Source organism: Polynucleobacter sp. AM-25C3 (assembly GCF_018882335.1).
Classification (GTDB): Bacteria; Pseudomonadota; Gammaproteobacteria; order Burkholderiales; family Burkholderiaceae; genus Polynucleobacter.
This window is the reverse complement of the sequence record NZ_JACVOS010000008.1, coordinates 77,420-95,995: the sequence shown is the minus strand read 5'-3', so window position 1 is coordinate 95,995 and position 18,576 is coordinate 77,420. Positions and strand designations below refer to the sequence as shown.

Annotated in this window: 14 protein-coding genes, 3 pseudogenes and 1 riboswitch; of the genes and pseudogenes, 5 read left to right on the top strand and 12 right to left on the bottom strand. The window is 46.0% G+C overall.

Features of this window, described 5'->3' with window-relative positions; genetic code table 11:
- The first annotated feature begins 328 nt into the window (after positions 1 to 328).
- Positions 329 to 460, top strand: coding sequence for a hypothetical protein (locus ICN12_RS10910; RefSeq protein WP_255537736.1), 132 nt, complete (start codon positions 329 to 331; stop codon positions 458 to 460).
- A 79-nt stretch (positions 461 to 539) separates the two neighbouring features.
- Here the strand turns inward: ICN12_RS10910 and ICN12_RS07185 are convergent, their stop codons facing one another.
- The 5 genes from ICN12_RS07185 to ICN12_RS07165 all read right to left on the bottom strand — a co-directional run bounded on the left by ICN12_RS07185 (position 540) and on the right by ICN12_RS07165 (position 6,914).
- A complete protein-coding gene (locus ICN12_RS07185) occupies positions 540 to 2,042 on the bottom strand; it encodes a TolC family protein (RefSeq protein ID WP_370624976.1) in 1,503 nt (500 codons plus the stop codon).
- Complete coding sequence (locus tag ICN12_RS07180; protein WP_216271818.1) at positions 2,032 to 3,525, bottom strand: HlyD family type I secretion periplasmic adaptor subunit; 1,494 nt, start codon at positions 3,523 to 3,525, stop codon at positions 2,032 to 2,034. Before ICN12_RS07180 ends, ICN12_RS07185 begins: the two co-directional genes overlap by 11 nt.
- Positions 3,525 to 5,744 (bottom strand): type I secretion system permease/ATPase, encoded by a 2,220-nt coding sequence (locus ICN12_RS07175; RefSeq protein ID WP_216271817.1) that lies wholly within the window; start codon positions 5,742 to 5,744, stop codon positions 3,525 to 3,527. Before ICN12_RS07175 ends, ICN12_RS07180 begins: the two co-directional genes overlap by 1 nt.
- Before the next feature lie 298 nt (positions 5,745 to 6,042).
- The gene (locus ICN12_RS07170; protein WP_216271816.1) at positions 6,043 to 6,267 is read right to left on the bottom strand and encodes a hypothetical protein; all 225 of its coding nucleotides are present in this window, start codon (positions 6,265 to 6,267) and stop codon (positions 6,043 to 6,045) included.
- Between the two features lie 2 nt (positions 6,268 to 6,269).
- Positions 6,270 to 6,914 carry a class I SAM-dependent methyltransferase gene (locus ICN12_RS07165; protein ID WP_216271815.1) on the bottom strand — a complete coding sequence of 215 codons (645 nt, stop codon included), beginning with the start codon at positions 6,912 to 6,914 and terminating at the stop codon, positions 6,270 to 6,272.
- 115 nt (positions 6,915 to 7,029) lie between these two features.
- Between ICN12_RS07165 and ICN12_RS07160 the strand changes: the two are divergent.
- Together ICN12_RS07160 and ICN12_RS10990 are read left to right on the top strand one after the other, a co-directional pair.
- Positions 7,030 to 7,700: pseudogene (locus tag ICN12_RS07160) on the top strand (IS30 family transposase); the annotation flags it as partial.
- A 214-nt stretch (positions 7,701 to 7,914) separates the two neighbouring features.
- Positions 7,915 to 8,058 (top strand): annotated as a pseudogene (locus tag ICN12_RS10990) (transposase family protein); the annotation flags it as partial.
- Positions 8,059 to 8,081: 23 nt separating this feature from the next.
- Here ICN12_RS10990 and ICN12_RS10900 read toward each other — a convergent pair.
- Positions 8,082 to 8,300, bottom strand: coding sequence for a hypothetical protein (locus tag ICN12_RS10900; RefSeq protein WP_255537745.1), 219 nt, complete (start codon positions 8,298 to 8,300; stop codon positions 8,082 to 8,084).
- Between ICN12_RS10900 and ICN12_RS07140 the strand changes: the two are divergent.
- Positions 8,280 to 9,147: pseudogene (locus ICN12_RS07140) on the top strand (ISL3 family transposase). The gene ICN12_RS10900 and the pseudogene ICN12_RS07140 sit on opposite strands and share 21 nt — an antisense overlap.
- Before the next feature lie 298 nt (positions 9,148 to 9,445).
- Here ICN12_RS07140 and ICN12_RS07135 read toward each other — a convergent pair.
- The 6 genes from ICN12_RS07135 to ICN12_RS07110 all read right to left on the bottom strand — a co-directional run bounded on the left by ICN12_RS07135 (position 9,446) and on the right by ICN12_RS07110 (position 16,143).
- On the bottom strand, positions 9,446 to 10,378 hold the full coding sequence (locus tag ICN12_RS07135) for a methionyl-tRNA formyltransferase (RefSeq protein WP_216271809.1): 933 nt from the start codon (positions 10,376 to 10,378) through the stop codon (positions 9,446 to 9,448).
- 1 nt (position 10,379) lies between these two features.
- A complete protein-coding gene (gene frc, locus ICN12_RS07130; protein WP_216271808.1) occupies positions 10,380 to 11,627 on the bottom strand; it encodes a formyl-CoA transferase in 1,248 nt (415 codons plus the stop codon).
- 135 nt (positions 11,628 to 11,762) lie between these two features.
- The gene (locus ICN12_RS07125) at positions 11,763 to 12,185 is read right to left on the bottom strand and encodes a PAS domain S-box protein (protein WP_216271807.1); all 423 of its coding nucleotides are present in this window, start codon (positions 12,183 to 12,185) and stop codon (positions 11,763 to 11,765) included.
- A 94-nt stretch (positions 12,186 to 12,279) separates the two neighbouring features.
- On the bottom strand, positions 12,280 to 13,530 hold the full coding sequence (frc, locus tag ICN12_RS07120; protein WP_216271806.1) for a formyl-CoA transferase: 1,251 nt from the start codon (positions 13,528 to 13,530) through the stop codon (positions 12,280 to 12,282).
- A gap of 76 nt (positions 13,531 to 13,606) precedes the next feature.
- Positions 13,607 to 15,313 carry an oxalyl-CoA decarboxylase gene (oxc, locus tag ICN12_RS07115; RefSeq protein ID WP_216271805.1) on the bottom strand — a complete coding sequence of 569 codons (1,707 nt, stop codon included), beginning with the start codon at positions 15,311 to 15,313 and terminating at the stop codon, positions 13,607 to 13,609.
- 212 nt (positions 15,314 to 15,525) lie between these two features.
- Positions 15,526 to 16,143 (bottom strand): Crp/Fnr family transcriptional regulator, encoded by a 618-nt coding sequence (locus tag ICN12_RS07110; protein WP_216271804.1) that lies wholly within the window; start codon positions 16,141 to 16,143, stop codon positions 15,526 to 15,528.
- Positions 16,144 to 16,212: 69 nt separating this feature from the next.
- Positions 16,213 to 16,426, top strand: a riboswitch (cobalamin riboswitch).
- Between the two features lie 145 nt (positions 16,427 to 16,571).
- Between ICN12_RS07110 and ICN12_RS07105 the strand changes: the two genes are divergently transcribed.
- Positions 16,572 to 18,569 carry a TonB-dependent receptor gene (locus ICN12_RS07105; RefSeq protein ID WP_216271803.1) on the top strand — a complete coding sequence of 666 codons (1,998 nt, stop codon included), beginning with the start codon at positions 16,572 to 16,574 and terminating at the stop codon, positions 18,567 to 18,569.
- The last annotated feature ends 7 nt before the right edge of the window (positions 18,570 to 18,576 follow it).

Genomic DNA, 18,576 nt, shown 5'->3' with positions numbered 1-18,576 from the left:
AATTTTCGCAAAGTCAATGCTAGCCCGATCAATTGGATTAACCGAGGCATCGCTAAACGCTGCCGCAAACTCAGTAAAGGCATTCCCTATCCCTATACTTGCTAGCTCATAAAAATTTGATGTGCTAATTGATGTTGCAATCTTCTGCAGCCTCTGGGTAGCTGTCGCTAGTGGAGTAGTATTGACAATCGAATGTGTTTGCACAAAGACCTCTGCAATAAAAATATACTTACCTGCAGTCTATCCCTTAGTTAACGGGGGTTTTATAGGGGTTTACCATGCCCACTGGGTCAAACTAGTTATCGCGAGTTAAAGTCAAATCTTGTGTATGGGCCAATCAGTGCAAGCAGTGGAAATTTTTGTTGAAAATACAACAATTATCCAAAGCAAACTTTCACCAAAAGAACATTCCGCCACCATGAAGAATAATGCCAAAAAACCTGCCTCCGACAGTATTTGAAAGGCAGCACCAAGCGAGGCTGAGAAGTACCCAAGGCATTGGTAACGACTCAAAAACTCCTTTTGCAAGAAGTGCATTATCAATCGATCGACCTACCCAAAACTCCAGCATTAGCCAACAGCCTCAACCTAGCCGAGCGCCACTCAGCAACGCATCGGATGCGCTCTTGTTGTGCCCCAGCTAAGGCAGTTTGTGTCGTCAGCAACTCCAGAATGTCAGCAGCGCCTTTATCATAACGCTTCATCGAGGATTCTACTGCGGCAGTGGCCGCCTCCAATAATTTTTGAGAGAATTCCAAATTAGCCAAGGAAGATGCTGCATCCGCATGCGATTTAACAATATCCGTCAAAATTTGACGGATATTATCCTCTAGGTCTGCTTGCGCTTTTTCTGCCTGAGCTTGCGCCCCTCGAATTTTATAAGTTGTACCAAACCCTTCGAAGATCGGAATCGTGATCGTCGCCCCAACCGTGGTTGTGTTGGAGTTCGTAGGCTGCACCCCTTGATTTGGGTACCCGTTTTGATAAAAATTACCAATAAAATCTAGCGTAGGTAAGCCTGCTGCCCTAGCAGCGGTTACTTTTTCTTTAGCGGACTCCAATTGGGCTTTAGCAGCCTTAATGGCCGGATGCTCAAACTCCGCCTCCTCCAACCAAACATTTAGATCTCTAAAATCGCGTTTTTGAACGCGTGTGTCTGATATTTGTAGCATCAGCTTGGTATTGGCAGGCAGGCCCATGGCAAAAATTAGTGCTGCCTGAGCTTTGCGATAATCCCCGTCGGCTCGGCTGCTAGCCAATTGAGCATTAGCCAAAGCCGTTTGGGCTTGTAAAACATCACTGTTGGCTGATACTCCTTTTGCTTCTCGACGTACGGTAGCCTCCCAAGCAGACCTTGCAAAACCTGCTGCCTGCGTCTTAGCCTTGGCGGTGGCAATCGCTGTTAAGGCATCAAAATAACTCTGGATGGCAGCAGCCATCGCCTTTTGAATGCTGGCATCATGCGTGGCTAAGGCGGCTTCTAATAAATATTTGGCAGATAATCGATTGGCCGCCCTGCCTCCAAAATCAAAGAGGCGCCAAGTTAAATTAGCGTAACCCATTCTACCATTGGCAATGCTATTCGCATTGTATGGGGATTGCGGGTAATTAACCTGGGATTGTTGGCGTGGGCTATAAGTTGCACTTGCTGTTGGCAGGTAGGCGCTTCGCGCTTCGCCCAAGGCGCTCGCTTGAATTTTAATGGCTGCCCAGGCTTGTTTAATTTGAGGGTTATTACACAGCGATAAATCAATCACCTCACCCAGCCCCAGGGGCAGGTTTAAATCCACTTGGGCAGGACACCCAATAGGCGTACCATCCGGCAAAATTACCCCCAACTTTAAAATAGTGGGCTTAGTCGAAAGAGGGTCGTCAAGAACATCGGGCACTTCAATAGCAAAAATTGGGTTTGCAGGGAAAGCTCCGAGGAGTATACACGCCACCCAAATACTGAGCTTTACACTAGCAATCGGCAGACTCCGTTTGAACCGTGCCCCCGCTGCTAATCCAGCACAACTTAATAGCGAGCTACTAACGCTCACGCAAGCTCTCACGGGCATGTGTAATTAAAGGCGATAGCACATATTCGATAATGCGCCGTTCCCCAGTTTTAATTTCTACACTGCCGCTCATGCCGGGCAAGAGGGGCATTTGCCTGCCATCGACAAGGATACTGGGGTTTTGTAGCGTCACTTTAACAGCATACATTAGCCCTTTAGCTCCAGGGGTACTTTCTTTATTTGAGTCGAACTCTTTGTTAGCAAATTGCCCAGTACCATTTCCGGAAAAATCCACCGCATCATGCGAGATGTGCGTTACCACAGCAGCGATGGTGCCGTATTTGCTGTACTCATAAGCATCAATTTTGACCTGCGCAGACTGTCCTTTGCGCATAAAACCAATGTCTTTATTTTCCACGTAGCCCTCTAATTCCACAGTATGCTGGCTAGGGACAATGAACATGAGGGTTTGCGCTGCTGGAACTACGCCGCCAACGGTATGGGCTATTAATTGCTGAACTACGCCATCGACCGGAGCAATAATGCGCAATTGTTCGCTATGGGCCGACGCTTTATTGACGTCCTGTACCGCGCCAGACCAAATCCGGGTGGCCTGGTAAAGATCGTTTTGCGCAGTTTTACGCATTTCAGCGGTAAGCGCTGCCAATTGAGTCTTAGCATCATCTAGTTGACCCAATAAATCAATGCGCGTCTGCTCTTTCTCCAGATAAGAATGCTCAGAGACATCACGTTCTTTGGCAAGCTCCTTATAGTCCTTTGCTCTGCGAGCCGCCAATGGCAAAGCATCCCCAAAACGCTTAATCTGAGAGATGATGCGATTGCGTTTGGCGACATAGTCATGCCATAGGTCGCGTAGGTGTCGTGCTTCATTTTTATAGTGAGTCTCATCAACCCCAGCAATGATGGAAAGCTTTGGTTCTTGATTGTTTGCTAAAGATTCCAGCAAAGCATTGGAGCGCTCCATTTGCAATAAAGCAAGCTGACGATCGCCTTCCGCCTTATTCTGCTCGCTATCGGGACCCCTAGCATCTAACTCAATAAGAACATCCCCTTTCTTAACGCTTTGGCCCTCTTCCACATAAAGCGCGATAACCTTACCCGCCTCAACTGAGGCAACGGCTTTACTATGGCCACCGGCAATAATTTTCCCTTGACCATTAACGATAATATCCATTTTCCCAAAGACAGACCACAGGAATAGAGTAATAAATAAAACAATTAAGACACGCGCAGTCCATCGCCCCATCGGCGATATGGGGGCAGTTTGCAAAGCCAAAACGCTTGGCAAAAATTCCGCCTCATGGGTTTTTAGGTCGGGTAATTTTATTTGATCACGGCGCTCCCACCAAAAGGCAAAAACTGCTTTATATCGATTAAATAACTCCTGATGGGCTTGCCGACGATAACGCCAACTTTCAGCGCTCGACTTAGTATTGACATGAAGCAGTAACCATAGCCGTTTGCATTGATCAACAATCCATTGCCCCCTCTCCTGCCAACGCATTAATGGATTCCAGTCTGAAGGCTATCGCCCAAAGTGCTGTCATTGCCTTGTTGCAAGCGATAAAGATGGGCATAAATTCCCTGGGGATTTTGCAGCAATTGCTCGTGACTGCCCACCTCAACAATTTGCCCTTTATCCATCACCACAATTCGGTGCGCATCTCTTACGGCTGATAATCTATGTGCAATGATGAGTACAGTTCTACCCTTGCAAATATCTCGCATATTGTCTTGAATAATTTTTTCTGACTCGTAATCAAGCGCGCTAGTTGCTTCATCGAAAATCAGAACGCGGGGGTTGCTAATGAGAGCCCTAGCAATGGCAACGCGTTGACGTTGTCCGCCAGATAATCCAGTTCCATGCTCACCTACCATCGAATCGTAACCTTCAGGCAATTCGCAAATAAACTCGTGGGCGCCAGCCAATTTAGCTGCAGCGATAATATTCTCTATGGGCAAGGCTGGATTTGTCAGTGCGATATTGTCCCTGACTGAGCGGTTAAAAAGCATATTTTCTTGTAGCACTACACCGATTTGCTGACGTAATGAGGTGGTATCGATAATGGCAATGTCTTGTCCATCCACCAAGACTTTGCCGCGATCGGGCACATACAATCGTTGCACCAACTTGGTCAGGGTACTTTTACCAGATCCTGACCGACCAACAATGCCAATAACATCGCCAGGATTAATGGATAGCGTAATCTGACGTAAAACATCCGAAGCATCAGGTCGGTAACGAAATGAAACATCCTCAAAGGTAATGGCACCCTGCAATCTCGGCAAGCGTGTTTTTTGACCCTCAATTTCAGTGCGGGTATTCAGAATATCTCCTAGGCGACTCATGGAGATCCCTACCTGTTGAAAATCATTCCAAAGTTGCGCTAAACGCAAAATGGGATTGGAGACTTGACCGGCCAACATATTAAAAGCAATTAACTCACCCACAGTTAATTGCCCATCAATTACCAAGGTGGCGCCAATCCACATAATGAGCGCTGTCACCAATTTACTAATTAGCGTTACACCGCTGCTGGCAATATTAGAAATATTGGTGACTGACAGGCCGGCCAAGACGTAACTGGCTAATTGCTTATCCCATTTTTGGGTCCAGCGCGGTTCAACTGCCAAGGCTTTTACTGTATCAATTCCACTAATTGTTTCGACTAAAAAAGATTGATTTTCAGCAGTCTTATTAAATTTATCATCCAAGCGCTTGCGAATGATGGGCGTAAATACTACTGATAAGATCACGTATAGCGGAATGGAGCACACTACAATAAGAGTCAGTTGCGCGCTATACCAGAGCATTACCGCTAAAAAAATAAACGAGAAAAGAATGTCCAAAACCAATGTCATGGAATTACCCGTCAAAAACGAGCGGATGCTCTCCAGCTCCCGGATGCGCGCAACCGAGTCCCCCACTCTGCGTGACTGAAAATAGGCTATAGGCAATCCCAACAAATGACGAAATAATTTAGCGCCTAACTCAACATCAATTTTAGAACTGGTATGAGCAAACACCCAGGTACGAATCCCGGTGAGCACAGACTCAAATAGGGTTGCGCAAACTAAGCCAATCGCAATAACGTTTAATGTTTTCATCGCATGGTTGACCAATACCTTATCCATGATTACCTGAAAAAACATCGGGGTAACTAAACCAATAAGCTGGAGCACCAATGAGATGAGAAGAATTTCTCCGAGTAGCTTGCGGTATTTAACGATCACTGGAATAAACCAAGTAAAATCAAACTTGGTCATAGCGCCAGCAAAGGAGGCTTTGCTAGTAAAGAAAATTAGCTCGCCCGACCAGAGTGCTAAAAATTCTTCTATAGGAATAACGCTGGGAGGCTCCCCAGCCTTTTGAATAAGCACCCTTTTTTTAGGGGTGCCTGCATGCTCATCAATCACCCTAAGGTCAGTGGACTCAGATGGTTGTGCCGACTCAATAACCTTAGCAATAAGAAAAAAAGTGCCGTCAAGCGCTTGAGCAACTGCCGGTAACGGAGCCATAGCAAGACGGCCCAGATCTTGCGCAATCACCTTAGTACTCATTCCCAAAGATTGAGCGGCTAGGCGAATTTTTTCGGTAGTAAATGGCACTCCAAATTCATGAACCAGTTTAGCTTGATCAGCTGCAAAGCCATGTAAAGCTGCCATCATAAAGAAGGACCATAGGCCACTATCAATATTGGTATTTTCGGTGTTTGAATCCATGATTTACTTAGTTTTGTTTTTATAGCGGAAAGCTCGGTCACATGGAGTCTAAATTATGCCGATTAAATAGCCATCGAATCAAATTCAAGCCTCAATTAACTCATCAACCCATCAACCCACATGCAATTGATAATGAGCTCGGCTCACCTATTCACAGCTAACGCCACCAATTAATTTGGTGGCGTTAGCCCATTATCTTGATGCATTTGCAAAGATTGCAGCCGTCATTACTCCTGGTTCCCATGTATAACTCGTGGTCGCAAAATTCTCCACCGCCCATATCTTTGAATTTACGCTCTCATTCCATGCCCATCTCATTTGAATCCAACCAAGACTCCGTATTCTGAATTGCTGCAATCGACAAGTCACCCATTGTTTTGCCCGACAATCCAAGCATTGCATACACCCCATAATCCATCAGCATTAAATCAAGCACTACCAGCCTAACCCAACGTTTTGCGCATTTAACAGCACAGCCTATTTTGCGACTACCAAAGCTTGAATAGCCAACCCCTGAATTCAATCTTAACGATTTTTTTGAAAAAAGGCAACATAAGCGCTGCCTTGTAAACCTTTGGGGGCGCTAGGTGGATTGTAGGGATACTGCTGTATTGGCATAAAAAAGCGGCTAAGGGTTTCTTTTACGTCTCTCCCGTCATCGCACCAGCCTTGATTTGTTGGTACCGCCCGATGCCGCATATCCGCAACCCCCACAATACCGCCCTTGTTCAAGGTTTTATAAATTCGCCCTACTTCTGCGTCCAAATCAAAACAGTGCTGCAGCACCCAAATAGCAAGCACGAAGTCTGCCTTTATGCCAATACCCACCAACTGCTCCAGCGTGGCAGGCGTCATTGCCATAAAGCGCTCGCTCGCTATAAGATTGGTGGCATGTTGTCTCATGCTGCTTGAGGCATCCACCCCAATGACGGAGTATCCTTGATCAACTAAAGGGCCCGCCAATCGACCCACCCCACAGCCATAATCAACAACAAGGCCGCTAGGTTTTATGATGTGTTTTCCAATGAGATTTAACAACCAAGGCGTTTCTGTGTCCCACCGAGTTTGGGTGGAGATCCCAGACTCAGTGGTTAACACGATCTCTTTGGCGCCTTCGATACTAGCATGATCAAAGATCGAGGGATCATAATTTAATGACTTATTTTGCATAACTTACCTTTAAAGTATTAGGCGGATTCAACCACGAAGTGCAACTTTGATAAACGCCTAGTGGCTAAGGATATTTTAGTATCCAAAGCTTCTAGACCTGCAAGTCAAAGTAGCCATGACCTATCAACACCTTAGCCAAACTGAACGATATCAGATTTATATCCTCATGAAGGACGGAAAAACCCAAACCCAGATAGCAAAGCTGATGGAGCGACATAAGTCGACCATTAGCCGAGAGCTTGCTCGCAATACGGGGCTTAAGGGTTATCGTCCCAGACAAGCCTGCCTGTTAGCAGAGAAGCGCTCGCAAGGCTCTCGCAACGCTACCCAGATTACTGCTGCCGACTGGGGTAAGACAGTTAATTGCCTCTTAGAGAAGTGGAGCCCAGTTCAAATTGCAGATCAAGTGGGTATTAGCCATGAGACCATCTACCGCCATATCTATGCCGATAAAGCCGCTGGCGGGAGCCTGTATCAACAGCTGCGCTGCCAAAAGAAGCGTAAAAAGCGCTATGCCAGTGGTCGGGAACCTAGAGGCCAGATCATTGGCAGAAGACCGATTAGTGAGCGCCCAGCCCATATTGAGACTCGAGCCCAAGTCGGCCACTGGGAAGGCGATACCGTCTTGGAGTCCATCACAAGCAAGCCGTAGTGACCTTAGTAGAGCGTAAGAGTGGTTATGCCCTCATCGCCAAAGTCATCAATAAAACCTCGGATTTAATCAGTACCGCCATCATTAACAAACTAAGTCCCATGGCCCCATTAGTCAAAACCATTACTTTTGATGAGTATCCGTAATCCCTGATTGATTTAGTCAAACATTGGCTCTTAGTATTTATACCAAAAAACCGCAATTGGTGATTGACGAGTCCCCGCCTTTCTTGATAGAGTTTTGCAATCACCCCCCCCAACTTTTAGCCTACTGCCAGCCAATATCCTCAATCTTGCCGCCTATGAGGTCTGTAAGATTGATTCTGACGATCACAACTACCATATTGAGGTGGTGGCTGCTGTAACCCCAAAAACATGTCAAGCGTGCGATTCAAAATCTCTTGTTGACTTTGGGCGAAGAGAGCAGTTAATCAAAGACATCCCATCCCACGGCAAGCGAGTTGGTATCTATATTGACACCCGCCGGTTTCAGTGTCGCTCTTGCAACAAAACCTTTTATGAAGTCTTGCCAGAGTTAGACGCGCACCACTTAATGACATCTCGCCTTGTTAGCTGGATAGGCAAGCAGGCTATTAGCGCACTTTTGCCAGTATTGCAGAGGAAGTTGGCATTGCTGAAGGCAGTGTTCGCAATATCTTTCGCAACTACATTAACGAGCTCAAGCAAACCACCCGCTTTGAACCCCCCAAATGGATGGGTATTGATGAGATTCATCTGATCAAGCCGCACGGAGTCATCGCTAATATCCAAAACAATACGGTGGTTGAATTACTACCTAATCGGAATAAAGACACAATCATTAAATATCTCACAGGACTACAGGGCAAAGAAGAGATCGCTTATGTCGCTATGGATGTGGGCGCCATACCGCGATGCTGTAATGCATGTGCTTCCAGAGGCCAAAATCGTGATCGACAAATTTCATGTGGTCAAAATGGCTAATGAGGCGGTAGAGCGTACTCGCAAGAGCTTTAAGGCAGAACTATCGCCCAAGATTCGGCGCACTTTAATGCACGATCGTTACGCATTGCTTAAGCGTGAGTCTGAGCTGACTGATAAAGAAGCGCTACTTCTGCCTGGCTGGGCAAATAACTTCCCAACCTTAGCGCTAGCTTATCAACTCAAAGAAAACTTCTTTAAGATTTATGAAGCTAAAACTCGCAATGATGCTCTAGCCCTTTTTGCCAATTGGGAAATATCAGTAACCCATGAAGTTCGGGATGCCTTTAGCGATCTCATCCGGGATTGGCGCAATTGGCAGCCTTATATCCTTAATTACTTTGATTATCCAGTAAACCAACCAATAACCAATGCCTATACCGAATCCCTCAACAACCTGATAAGGGTAATGAATCGTCTAGGTAGGGGCTATAGCTTTGAGGCATTAAGAACCAAAATCCTCTTTTCGGAAGGGGCGTTAAAGAAAGAGTTGCAACGGCCCAAGTTGATCGCCCATATCGATTGCAAATTCCATAGCGAAATCAGGCATCTCTCTGCCAAATCGGGAGTTACAGTCAAATTTGCGTACAGACCAATCAGTGAATTTAACTGCCCCCAATAAACTGGTAGATCTTAAAGCTAGAGTAATGTCGTCTAGACCCGTTTTAAAAAAATAGGGAAAAACGATGAACAGATCGAAGCTTACTGAAGAGTAAGTTACCTACGTTCTGCGCCCAACCGAGTCCGGAACTGCTGTCGATGATGCTTGCCGCAGCATTGGGATATCGCGCAAGCGATCTTCTACATTTGGAAGAAAAAATATGGTAATTTAGGCGCTAGCGAAGTGTGCCGGCTCGAAGAGGAAAATCTAAGTCTCAAGCGATAGTGGCTGTGATAGCAACCATTCAAAAGTAAAGACTCTAAAGCGTGAAGATCTGGCCCACTTCCAGATTTAATTCTTTAGCTAGTTCAGCACCAGTTACTTTTCCAGCGACGCCTTTTGCTTTTAGAACCTCTATCTGCCCACCATGACAGGCAACAAAGAAAGAGTCCAAAGTAATTTTGGTGATTTCACCAGGCTTACCTTTCACTGCTGCAAAAGTAGTTGCAACATGCTTATGGCAATCGTAGATCCGAACCTTTTGTTCACCAAACTTAGCCCATGCGCCAGGCGCAGGATTGCATGCACGAATCAGATTGTAAATTTGAGAGATGTGCATAGCCCAATGGATTTGTGCAGCGTTTGCATCAAACCAACCCTCGTAATTTGCTAGTGACTCATCCTGAACGAGTTCCTGGTGTTTATCAGCAACCACAAGATCGGCAGCTTCCAGTAGAGCTTTAATACCCAATGGGAACAGCTGATCAAAGTAGACTTTGCCCAAAGTATCGTCAGGAGCAATAGTTACTTCTTTTTGCAAAATCACTGCGCCTTCATCTAAGCCATCGGATGGACGGAAAATAGTTAAACCGGTTTTCTGTTCACCCAAAGCAATCGCCCAATTAATGGCGCTAGGGCCACGGTATTTAGGCAACAAAGAGGGGTGGTATTGAATGGTGCCATGACGTGGCAACTTCACTAATTCCTGCGGAACAAACTGAAGAACGTAGGCCATGACACAAATATCAGCACCACTATTAATCATCGCTTGCGCTGCATCAGGACCCTTGAGAGAAGCAAATTGCAAAGGAGTTAAACCCCTTGCAATAGCAGCCTCTTTGAGCATCTCAGGCTTGCTAGATTTAGGATTGTCGGGCGGACAAAAAACGGCAACCACTTCATCGCCACGATCTAAAAAAGCCTCTAAGGCCGCCTTACCAAAATCCGCACTCCCAATCAGCGCAACACGCATCTTAGATCACCTTATCGTGACGAAGTGCAATCAACTCATCAGTAGAGTAGCCCAATTCGCTGAGAATCTCATCAGTATGTTCACCTAACAGTGGTGAACGGGTTACGTCAGTTGGGCTATCGGACATCTTGATTGGGTTACCAACAGTGAGGTACTTGCCACGAATTGGATGGTCTACTTCTACAACAGTTCCAGTAGCACGCAATGCAGGCTCTTCAGCGATTTCTTTCATCGATAAAATTGGGCCGCAAGGAATATCGTATTTATTCAAAATATCCATGACTTCAAACTTCGTCTTAGTCATTGTCCATTTTTCAATTTCACCGAAAATTTCCATCAGGTGTGGCAAGCGGGCCATTGGTGATGCGAAACGCACGTCCGTAATCCAATCTTCACGGCCGATGACTTTGCAAATGGCTCCCCAAACTGGGGCTTGCACAATGACGTACATGTAGGAATTTGGATCCGTTTCCCAGCCTTTGCATTTCACAATCCAACCAGGCTGGCCACCGCCAGAGGCATTGCCAGCACGGGGTACAGAGTCACCAAACTCGCCATTTGGAAACTGTGGGTACTCTTGCATCAGGCCAACACGCTCTAGGCGCTGTTGGTCGCGCAACTTCACGCGGCATAAATTCAATACTGCATCTTGCATTGCTGCCAACACCTTTTGACCGCGACCAGAGTGGGTACGTTGATACAGCGCTGTCACGACACCCAAGGCCAAATGCAAACCAGTTCCGCTATCACCAATCTGTGCACCAGTTACCATCGGAGGGCCATCATCAAAACCAGTGGTTGAAGCTGAACCACCAGCGCATTGCGCAACGTTTTCATAAACCTTGCAATCCTCATAAGGACCAGGACCAAAACCTTTAACCGATGCCATGATCATCATTGGGTTGAGCTCTTGAATGCGTTCCCAAGAAAAGCCCATGCGATCGAGCGCGCCAGGAGCGAAGTTCTCAACCAGAACATCGCACTCTTTAATCAAACGCTCAAGAATTTCTTTGCCTTTGGTGGTTTTGGTATTCACGGTAATCGAACGCTTGTTATGGTTCAACATCGTGAAATACAAACTATCGGCATCCGGGATATCGCGCAATTGACCGCGAGTAGCATCACCCTCGCCAGATTTTTCTACTTTGATTACATCGGCGCCAAACCAAGCGAGCAACTGAGTACAAGTTGGGCCCGATTGAACATGTGTGAAGTCGAGGATTTTCACCCCTTCTAATGCTTTTGCCATGATTAAAGCCCTAATAAGATTGAAATTTTGAATTGGCCCAATTTTACCAGCGACGGATTGCGGTGCAACATGGCATGCCTATTTATTGGGCATACCCAACCCGATACACCTCAAATTGACTGCATGACAGCTACTTTATCGAGCCTCAAGATCAGAGAGTCGCTTTTTAAGCGCCCTTTCTTCGGCAAAGCGTTCAGTTTCATCACGAATCACCGCAACTACGCCATTGGCCTGGTGTTTTTCATCAAAGAGCATCCCCACGGTAAATGCAATGGATAAGGTGCGACCATCTTTATGCTTGGCAGGCACTTTTAACAAAGAAGTGCCGTAACGCGTAGTGCCAGTTTCCATGGACTTGCTATAGCCCTCGTTATGCTTTTGGCGCTGACGCTCAGGAACAATTAAATCCAAGGTATTGCCTAGCGCTTCCGCTTCCGAGTAGCCAAAAATTCTAGTAGCTGCCGCATTCCAAAGAACAATCTTTTCATGGGCATCAGCAACAACGACGGCATCATCAACACGGTCAAGTAATTGCAGTAAATCTACAGTGGTTTTCATATGGTTAGTCTAATGACTTTTCTAAGCAGTGGTGAATAAAAAAGGCGCTCACCAGGAGCGCCTTTGAAGCTAAAACAAATACTACTTATTGTTATTAAACCGCTTTAGCAGCGTGCAACTTCGCAATATCATCTGCGTTATAACCAAGATCAGTCAATACTTCATCTGTGTGCTCGCCTAGAACTGGTGATGGACCAACTTCAACTTCCAAATCGGAGAACTTGATTGGGCTACCAATGGTTAAATACTTGCCGCGAACTTTGTGGTCCACTTCAACAATAGAGCCACTCTTACGCAAGTCAGGAGAGTTAGCCAATTCTTTCATTGAGAGAACTGGTGCGCAAGGAATATCGAACTTGCGGAGAATATCCACAGCTTCGTACTTCGTTTTGTCTTTGAGCCACTCTTCAATCGTTGCAAAGATGTCAAAAATCTTATCTTGACGCGCTTCAGCAGTCATATAAGCTGGATCAGTCGCCCACTCTGACTTACCAATTGCACGGGTGATTGGCTCCCAAGCGTGGCCTTGAATGGTGAAATAGATGTAGGCGTTTGGATCTGTTTCCCAACCCTTACACTTCAGCACCCAACCTGGCTGACCACCACCACCAGCGTTACCGCCGCGTGGAACTACGTCAGAGAATGTGCCGTGTGGGTACTGTGGATACTCTTCGAGGTAGCCAATTTTGTCCAAACGTTGTTGATCGCGCAACTTCACGCGGCATAAGTTCAATACGGCATCTTGCATTGAGCAAGAAACTTTTTGACCTCTCCCAGTTTTTTGACGCTGCATCAATGCAGTCAAAATACCAATAGCCAAGTGCATACCAGTATTACTGTCGCCCAAAGCAGCAGCAGAAACTGTCGGGGGACCATCCCAGAAACCCGTTGTAGAAGCGGCGCCACCAGCACACTGCGCAACGTTTTCATATACTTTCAAATCTTCGTATGAGTGACCATCGCTGAAGCCTTTTACGGAAGCCATAATCATCTTTGGATTTAATTCTTGAATACGCGCCCAGCTAAAGCCCATGCGATCTAATGCACCCGGACCGAAGTTCTCAACCATCACGTCAGATGTCTTGATCATCTTCTCTAAAACTTCTTTACCTTCTTGAGTCTTGGTATCCAAGGTCAAAGAACGCTTATTACCATTCAACATCGTGAAGTACAAAGCATCGACACCTGGAATGTCACGCAACTGGCTACGAGTCACATCGCCAGAACCTGGACGCTCAACCTTGATCACGTCAGCACCATACCAAGCCAATAGCTGGGTACATGCGGGGCCTGCTTGTACGTGTGTGAAATCGATGATGCGAATACCGTCTAATGGTTTAGTCATGCTTGTTTCTCCTTAAAGTCTTTCTTATATATTGCTAAATTTATTCTAAAAATCTTACGTGTTGATTACCTGCTAATTATTTCTTTCCAGCAGTAGACGGGTTTAAGTTGGTCAAACGCCCACTCTCTGTTCCCGCTGTCTCGTCGATGACTGCATTAATCAAAGCTGGCTTGCCTTCAGCAATAGCCTTAGTCAAGGCAGCCCCTAATTCTGCTGGAGTAGTCACGTAGTAACCTGTACCACCGAACGCTTCCATCATCCTGTCGTAACGCGCATCCTTAACGAATACCGTTGGAGCAACATCAGCACCACCAGTAGGATTTTTATCAGTACCACGATACACACCGTTGTTATTGAAAACAACGACGGTAATTGGCAAGTTATAACGGCAGATAGTCTCTAACTCCATGCCACTAAAGCCAAAGGCGCTATCGCCCTCAACTGCAACCGTTGGCAAGCCGCTAGTAACGGCTGCGCCAATGGCGTAACCCATGCCAATACCCATGATGCCCCATGTGCCGGAGTCAAAACGTTTACGTGGCTTATACATATCCACGATTGCACGGCAATAGTCGAGCGTATTTGCGCCTTCATTTACCAAGTTCACATCTGGATTTCTCTTGATCACATCACGAATCGCGCGCAATGCGCCATGAAAGTTCATCGGCGTAGATTCTTTGGCAAGCGTCTCAGCCATCTTCGCTGCGTTCTTATCTTTCTTCTCGTTGATCGCGTTAATCCAGTCAGCTGCTGGTTTTGGAACCGCCGCAATACCTTTTAAGAGTTCACCAACGCATGAACCAATATCACCAATCAATGGCGCATCGATTTGCACGTTGCTATCCACTTCGTTTGCCTGAATATCAATCTGGATAAATTTCTTAGGATCTTTGCCCCATGTCTTACCCTTGCCGTGTGCAAGCAACCAATTCAAGCGCGCGCCAACTAGCATCACTGCATCAGCCTCAGCCAATACAAATGAGCGCGCTGCAGAAGCAGATTGCGGGTGATTGTCTGGCAACAAACCTTTTGCCATCGACATTGGCAAGTAAGGGATGCCAGACTTTTCAATCAAAGCACGAATATCTGCATCCGCTTGAGCATAAGCGGCGCCTTTGCCTAAAAGGATCAATGGGCGCTTGGCACCCTTCAATACATTTAATGCGCGCTCTACAGCATCAGCTGCAGGGATTTGACGTGGAACAGGATCGATTACTTTGAAGATCGATTTCTTGGCTTCCTCAATAGGCATTGTTTGAGCCAGCAACTGCGCAGGCAAGTCCAAGTACACACCACCTGGACGGCCAGAAACTGCTGCACGAATAGCGCGTGCAAAACCAATGCCGATATCTTCGATGTGGTTAATACGATATGCAGCCTTGCAATATGGCTTAGCAGCGTTGAGCTGATCCATCTCTTCGTAATCACCCTGCTGCAAGTCAACGATTTCACGCTCACTTGAACCAGAAATCAAAATCATTGGGAAGCAGTTCACAGTTGCATTAGCAAGCGCTGTCAAACCGTTCAAGAAACCCGGTGCTGACACAGTCATGCAAATACCAGGCTTTTGAGTCATGTAACCCGCAATCGCTGCGGCGTTACCAGCATGCTGCTCGTGACGAAAGCCAATGAAGCGCAATCCTTCTGCTTGAGCTAAGCGGCACAAGTCAGTGATAGGAATACCAACGAGACCAAAAATGGTGTCTAGGTCATTTGCTTTTAAAGCATCAATGACGAGATGAAAGCCATCAGTGACTTGGGTATTTTGATTGTCTGTTGTCATAGAAATTTTTGGTTAATTACACCGCCCGAACGTAAAACATATTCAGTGCAATTTAGCTTTCGCTAACTGTCTCCAATTAAGTTATTAGTAGTGCCACGGGTAACTATAAACACCCCCGCTGAGGCTGACATGAATCTTAGGCCTAGGGGTGGGGATCATCATTGACTTCGGTCAATTTCCCCTGAAATCTAGAAATAATTGGGGGTTTCTAACTAGACAAAAAGCTCTTTATGCTTTGTTTTGAGGCGGCTCAAAGTCTCTGGAGATAGGTTGAGGTATGCAGCCAGCTCTTTTTTAGGAAGCAACTCGAATAAGTCTTCATATTTGCGCAGGAAGCGCTCTACACGGCCCGGGGCATCAAGCATATGCAGGGTAATGGTGTGCGCCATGATCTCGCTCATGAGGCGCATTACCTCAAACTCAAAACTCTCTTTGAGGGGTCTATGAGTATCTAAAAATTCAGCCCATTTCTTAAGGGGCATCCGGGCAACGCGGGCCTTTGTCACTGATGCAATGCTATATGGGGCGGCCGTCTTCAGGCGCCACGCTGCATAACTTGTTTCAATATCTTTCTCTATGGCAAAACGCAAAATCATCTCTTTTGCCTCGGCACTAGAGACAATGCGCTTCAAAATTCCGTCCAGCACGAAGTACTGCTCCATCTGGTGATCACCTTGATGGAGCAGAATTTCTGATTTTTTAAGGTCTGAGATCACTAAATGGCGCTCTAAATCGGCCATTGCTTCTGGATCCAAGCTTTTTAAAACAGAGTTTTGGCTCAGTTGTAAACGAATCAGGTTTTTTTCGGGGTGCTTGTCTAATGCTGTCATGAATCCTTAATCCTAGAGCTCATATTGTAGGCTTTTTTGGCTTTTTAAGCTGATTCGAACCCGCCTGAGATAGAATTGCGGGGTCGTGGTGCTTTATTGCAATGCAATAAAGTTAAACGGGAAACACTAAACGTGTGCTGCCCCCGCAACGGTAAGTAAATGCACCCTAACTTCCAAGTGAAGGTGTCAGGAGTCTGAGTAAGCCACTGTGCGCGTCAATTGCATGGGAAGGCCAGATTCTGAGATTTACAGCCCGGATACCGGCCAAGACAAGTGGAATTTTGCGGACGGGGACCTTCGCGCGCTAAGGAAGCATCCCAAGCACCAAAAAAGATGCCAATTGACGCCTGAACTCTCAAAAAGTGAAATTCTGTTCGGCCCAGCTTACGGGGAAGTTAGCTAGGCGATTCGAAGGCAGAAAGTTCATCATGAAACAGCAGTTCGGCAGTAAATCTTTAGTCGTCCTAGTTTGCGGCGCAGCAATATCTCTCAGCACGACAGTAATCGCTCAAAACTCCCAATCGACAGTCATTGTCTCGGGCTCACGTTTCCAAGAAAACCTCAATGAGGTTCCGGCAAATGTCAAAGTCATTACCCGCGAAGAAATTTCAAATTCAAGCTCGAATAATATTCCTGAGGTTCTCTCCCAGATTGGCGGCTTGAATGTCAAAAATTCCAGCGGCAACCCATTAAATCTTGATGCTTCCGTTGATATGGGGGGCTATGGCGCTACCGCAAATAGCAACACACTGATATTGGTCGATGGCCAGCGTTTAAATCCTATGGATTCAGGAACCATCAATTGGGAATCCATCCCGATAGAATCAATTGAACGCATCGAACTCCTACAGGGAGGAGCGAGTGTTCAGTATGGCAATGGAGCTGTGGGTGGGGTTATCAACATCATCACTAATGGTGGCGCAAAAAACCTCAACCAAGCATCAGTTACATACGGAAGCTACAACACGCTAATCGGCAACGCAATTTTGCGCAACAAAGTTAACGACACAACAACTCAACTGACGGCAAACACTTCCAACACAGATGGCTGGCGACAAAACTCTGCAGCAAACGCCTATTCATTTGATGGCAAGGTGACTCAATCTTTGGGCGGAATTGATCAAGTCTACGCCGATATATTCTTTAATCACTCCAACTCTCAAACACCAGGAGCTGTGCTTGGTCAGGCGGGCAGAGGTAACTCGCAGGCTGCTAGAGCGACATTCATAGGATCAACGATCACTACTGATAACTCCGGAATCAGGGCTGGCTTTATAAAGGCAATTAGTGATCAGCTAACGTTTGACATTGATGGAACGTACTCCAATAAAAATACCAACTCCAACATCCCCGCCTACCCTTACTATGTTCTATATCCTAACTGGCAACTTGCTGTTGCACCAAAGATCAAAACTAATTTTGGGGATTGGGGAACCACAGTTTTAGGTTATGACTTCAATCAAGCCTCTCAAAGTAGCTCTTCAGGATTAAATTTTGGCAATACAAGCCTTCAGCAAAACGTTAACATCCTTAATCAATCCGTGTATCTTGTGTCACGGATTCCTTTGAAGGCAATTAATGGACTAGAGGCTAGTGGGGGCTTTAGACATCAAGCTCAAAATGCATCGGCAAATGATCTCTCAACCGGATCAACGATTAGCGCAAGTCAAAAATATTCTGCCAACGCTGGAGATGTAGCGTTTAATTACAACTATCAAGCAGGACAAAAAGTATTTATTAAATGGGATCAGTCTTATCGATTCCCAAATACTGATGAATTCTGGGGTTTTGATCCAACAACTTACACTCCCATTTTCAATGGCATCTTAAAGCCACAAATCTCACAAACTTATTCAGCCGGTGGGGATTGGAATCTCCGTCAAACCCATCTTTCAGCGCTCGTATTTCAATCAATTACACAAAATGAAATTCGCTACGATCCATCATCTGGGAGCAACATTAATACTGCCGGAAATATTAACCGCACTGGATTCCTTTTTGACTCCTCAAGCAACATCACCCGAAATTTCACTGTCGCTGGTGGCGGAAAAATACAAAGGTCCACTTACACGACTGGATCGGTATCTGGGGTTGGAGTTGGCCTATCCCCAGACTTACTATTAAATGCTCGCGTGCAATATTTGTTTAGTAGTTCGTGGAGCGCTGGGGCCGTAGTGAATTACGTTGGCAATCAAAACTACGATGCAGATCATGCTGTCACAAATTCACTAGCAAAAATCCCTTCTTATGTGGCTGCCGATATTTACGCCAGCTTTAGAGCAAATTCTTGGGATACTAGATTTACGATTAAAAATATTGGGGGTAATTCCTACGCAACAACTGGAGGGTATAACACCTATTCAGGCTATTACTACTATCCCACTACACCAACAACTTACTTTGTAACCGCAAAATACAACTTCTAACCCCTTG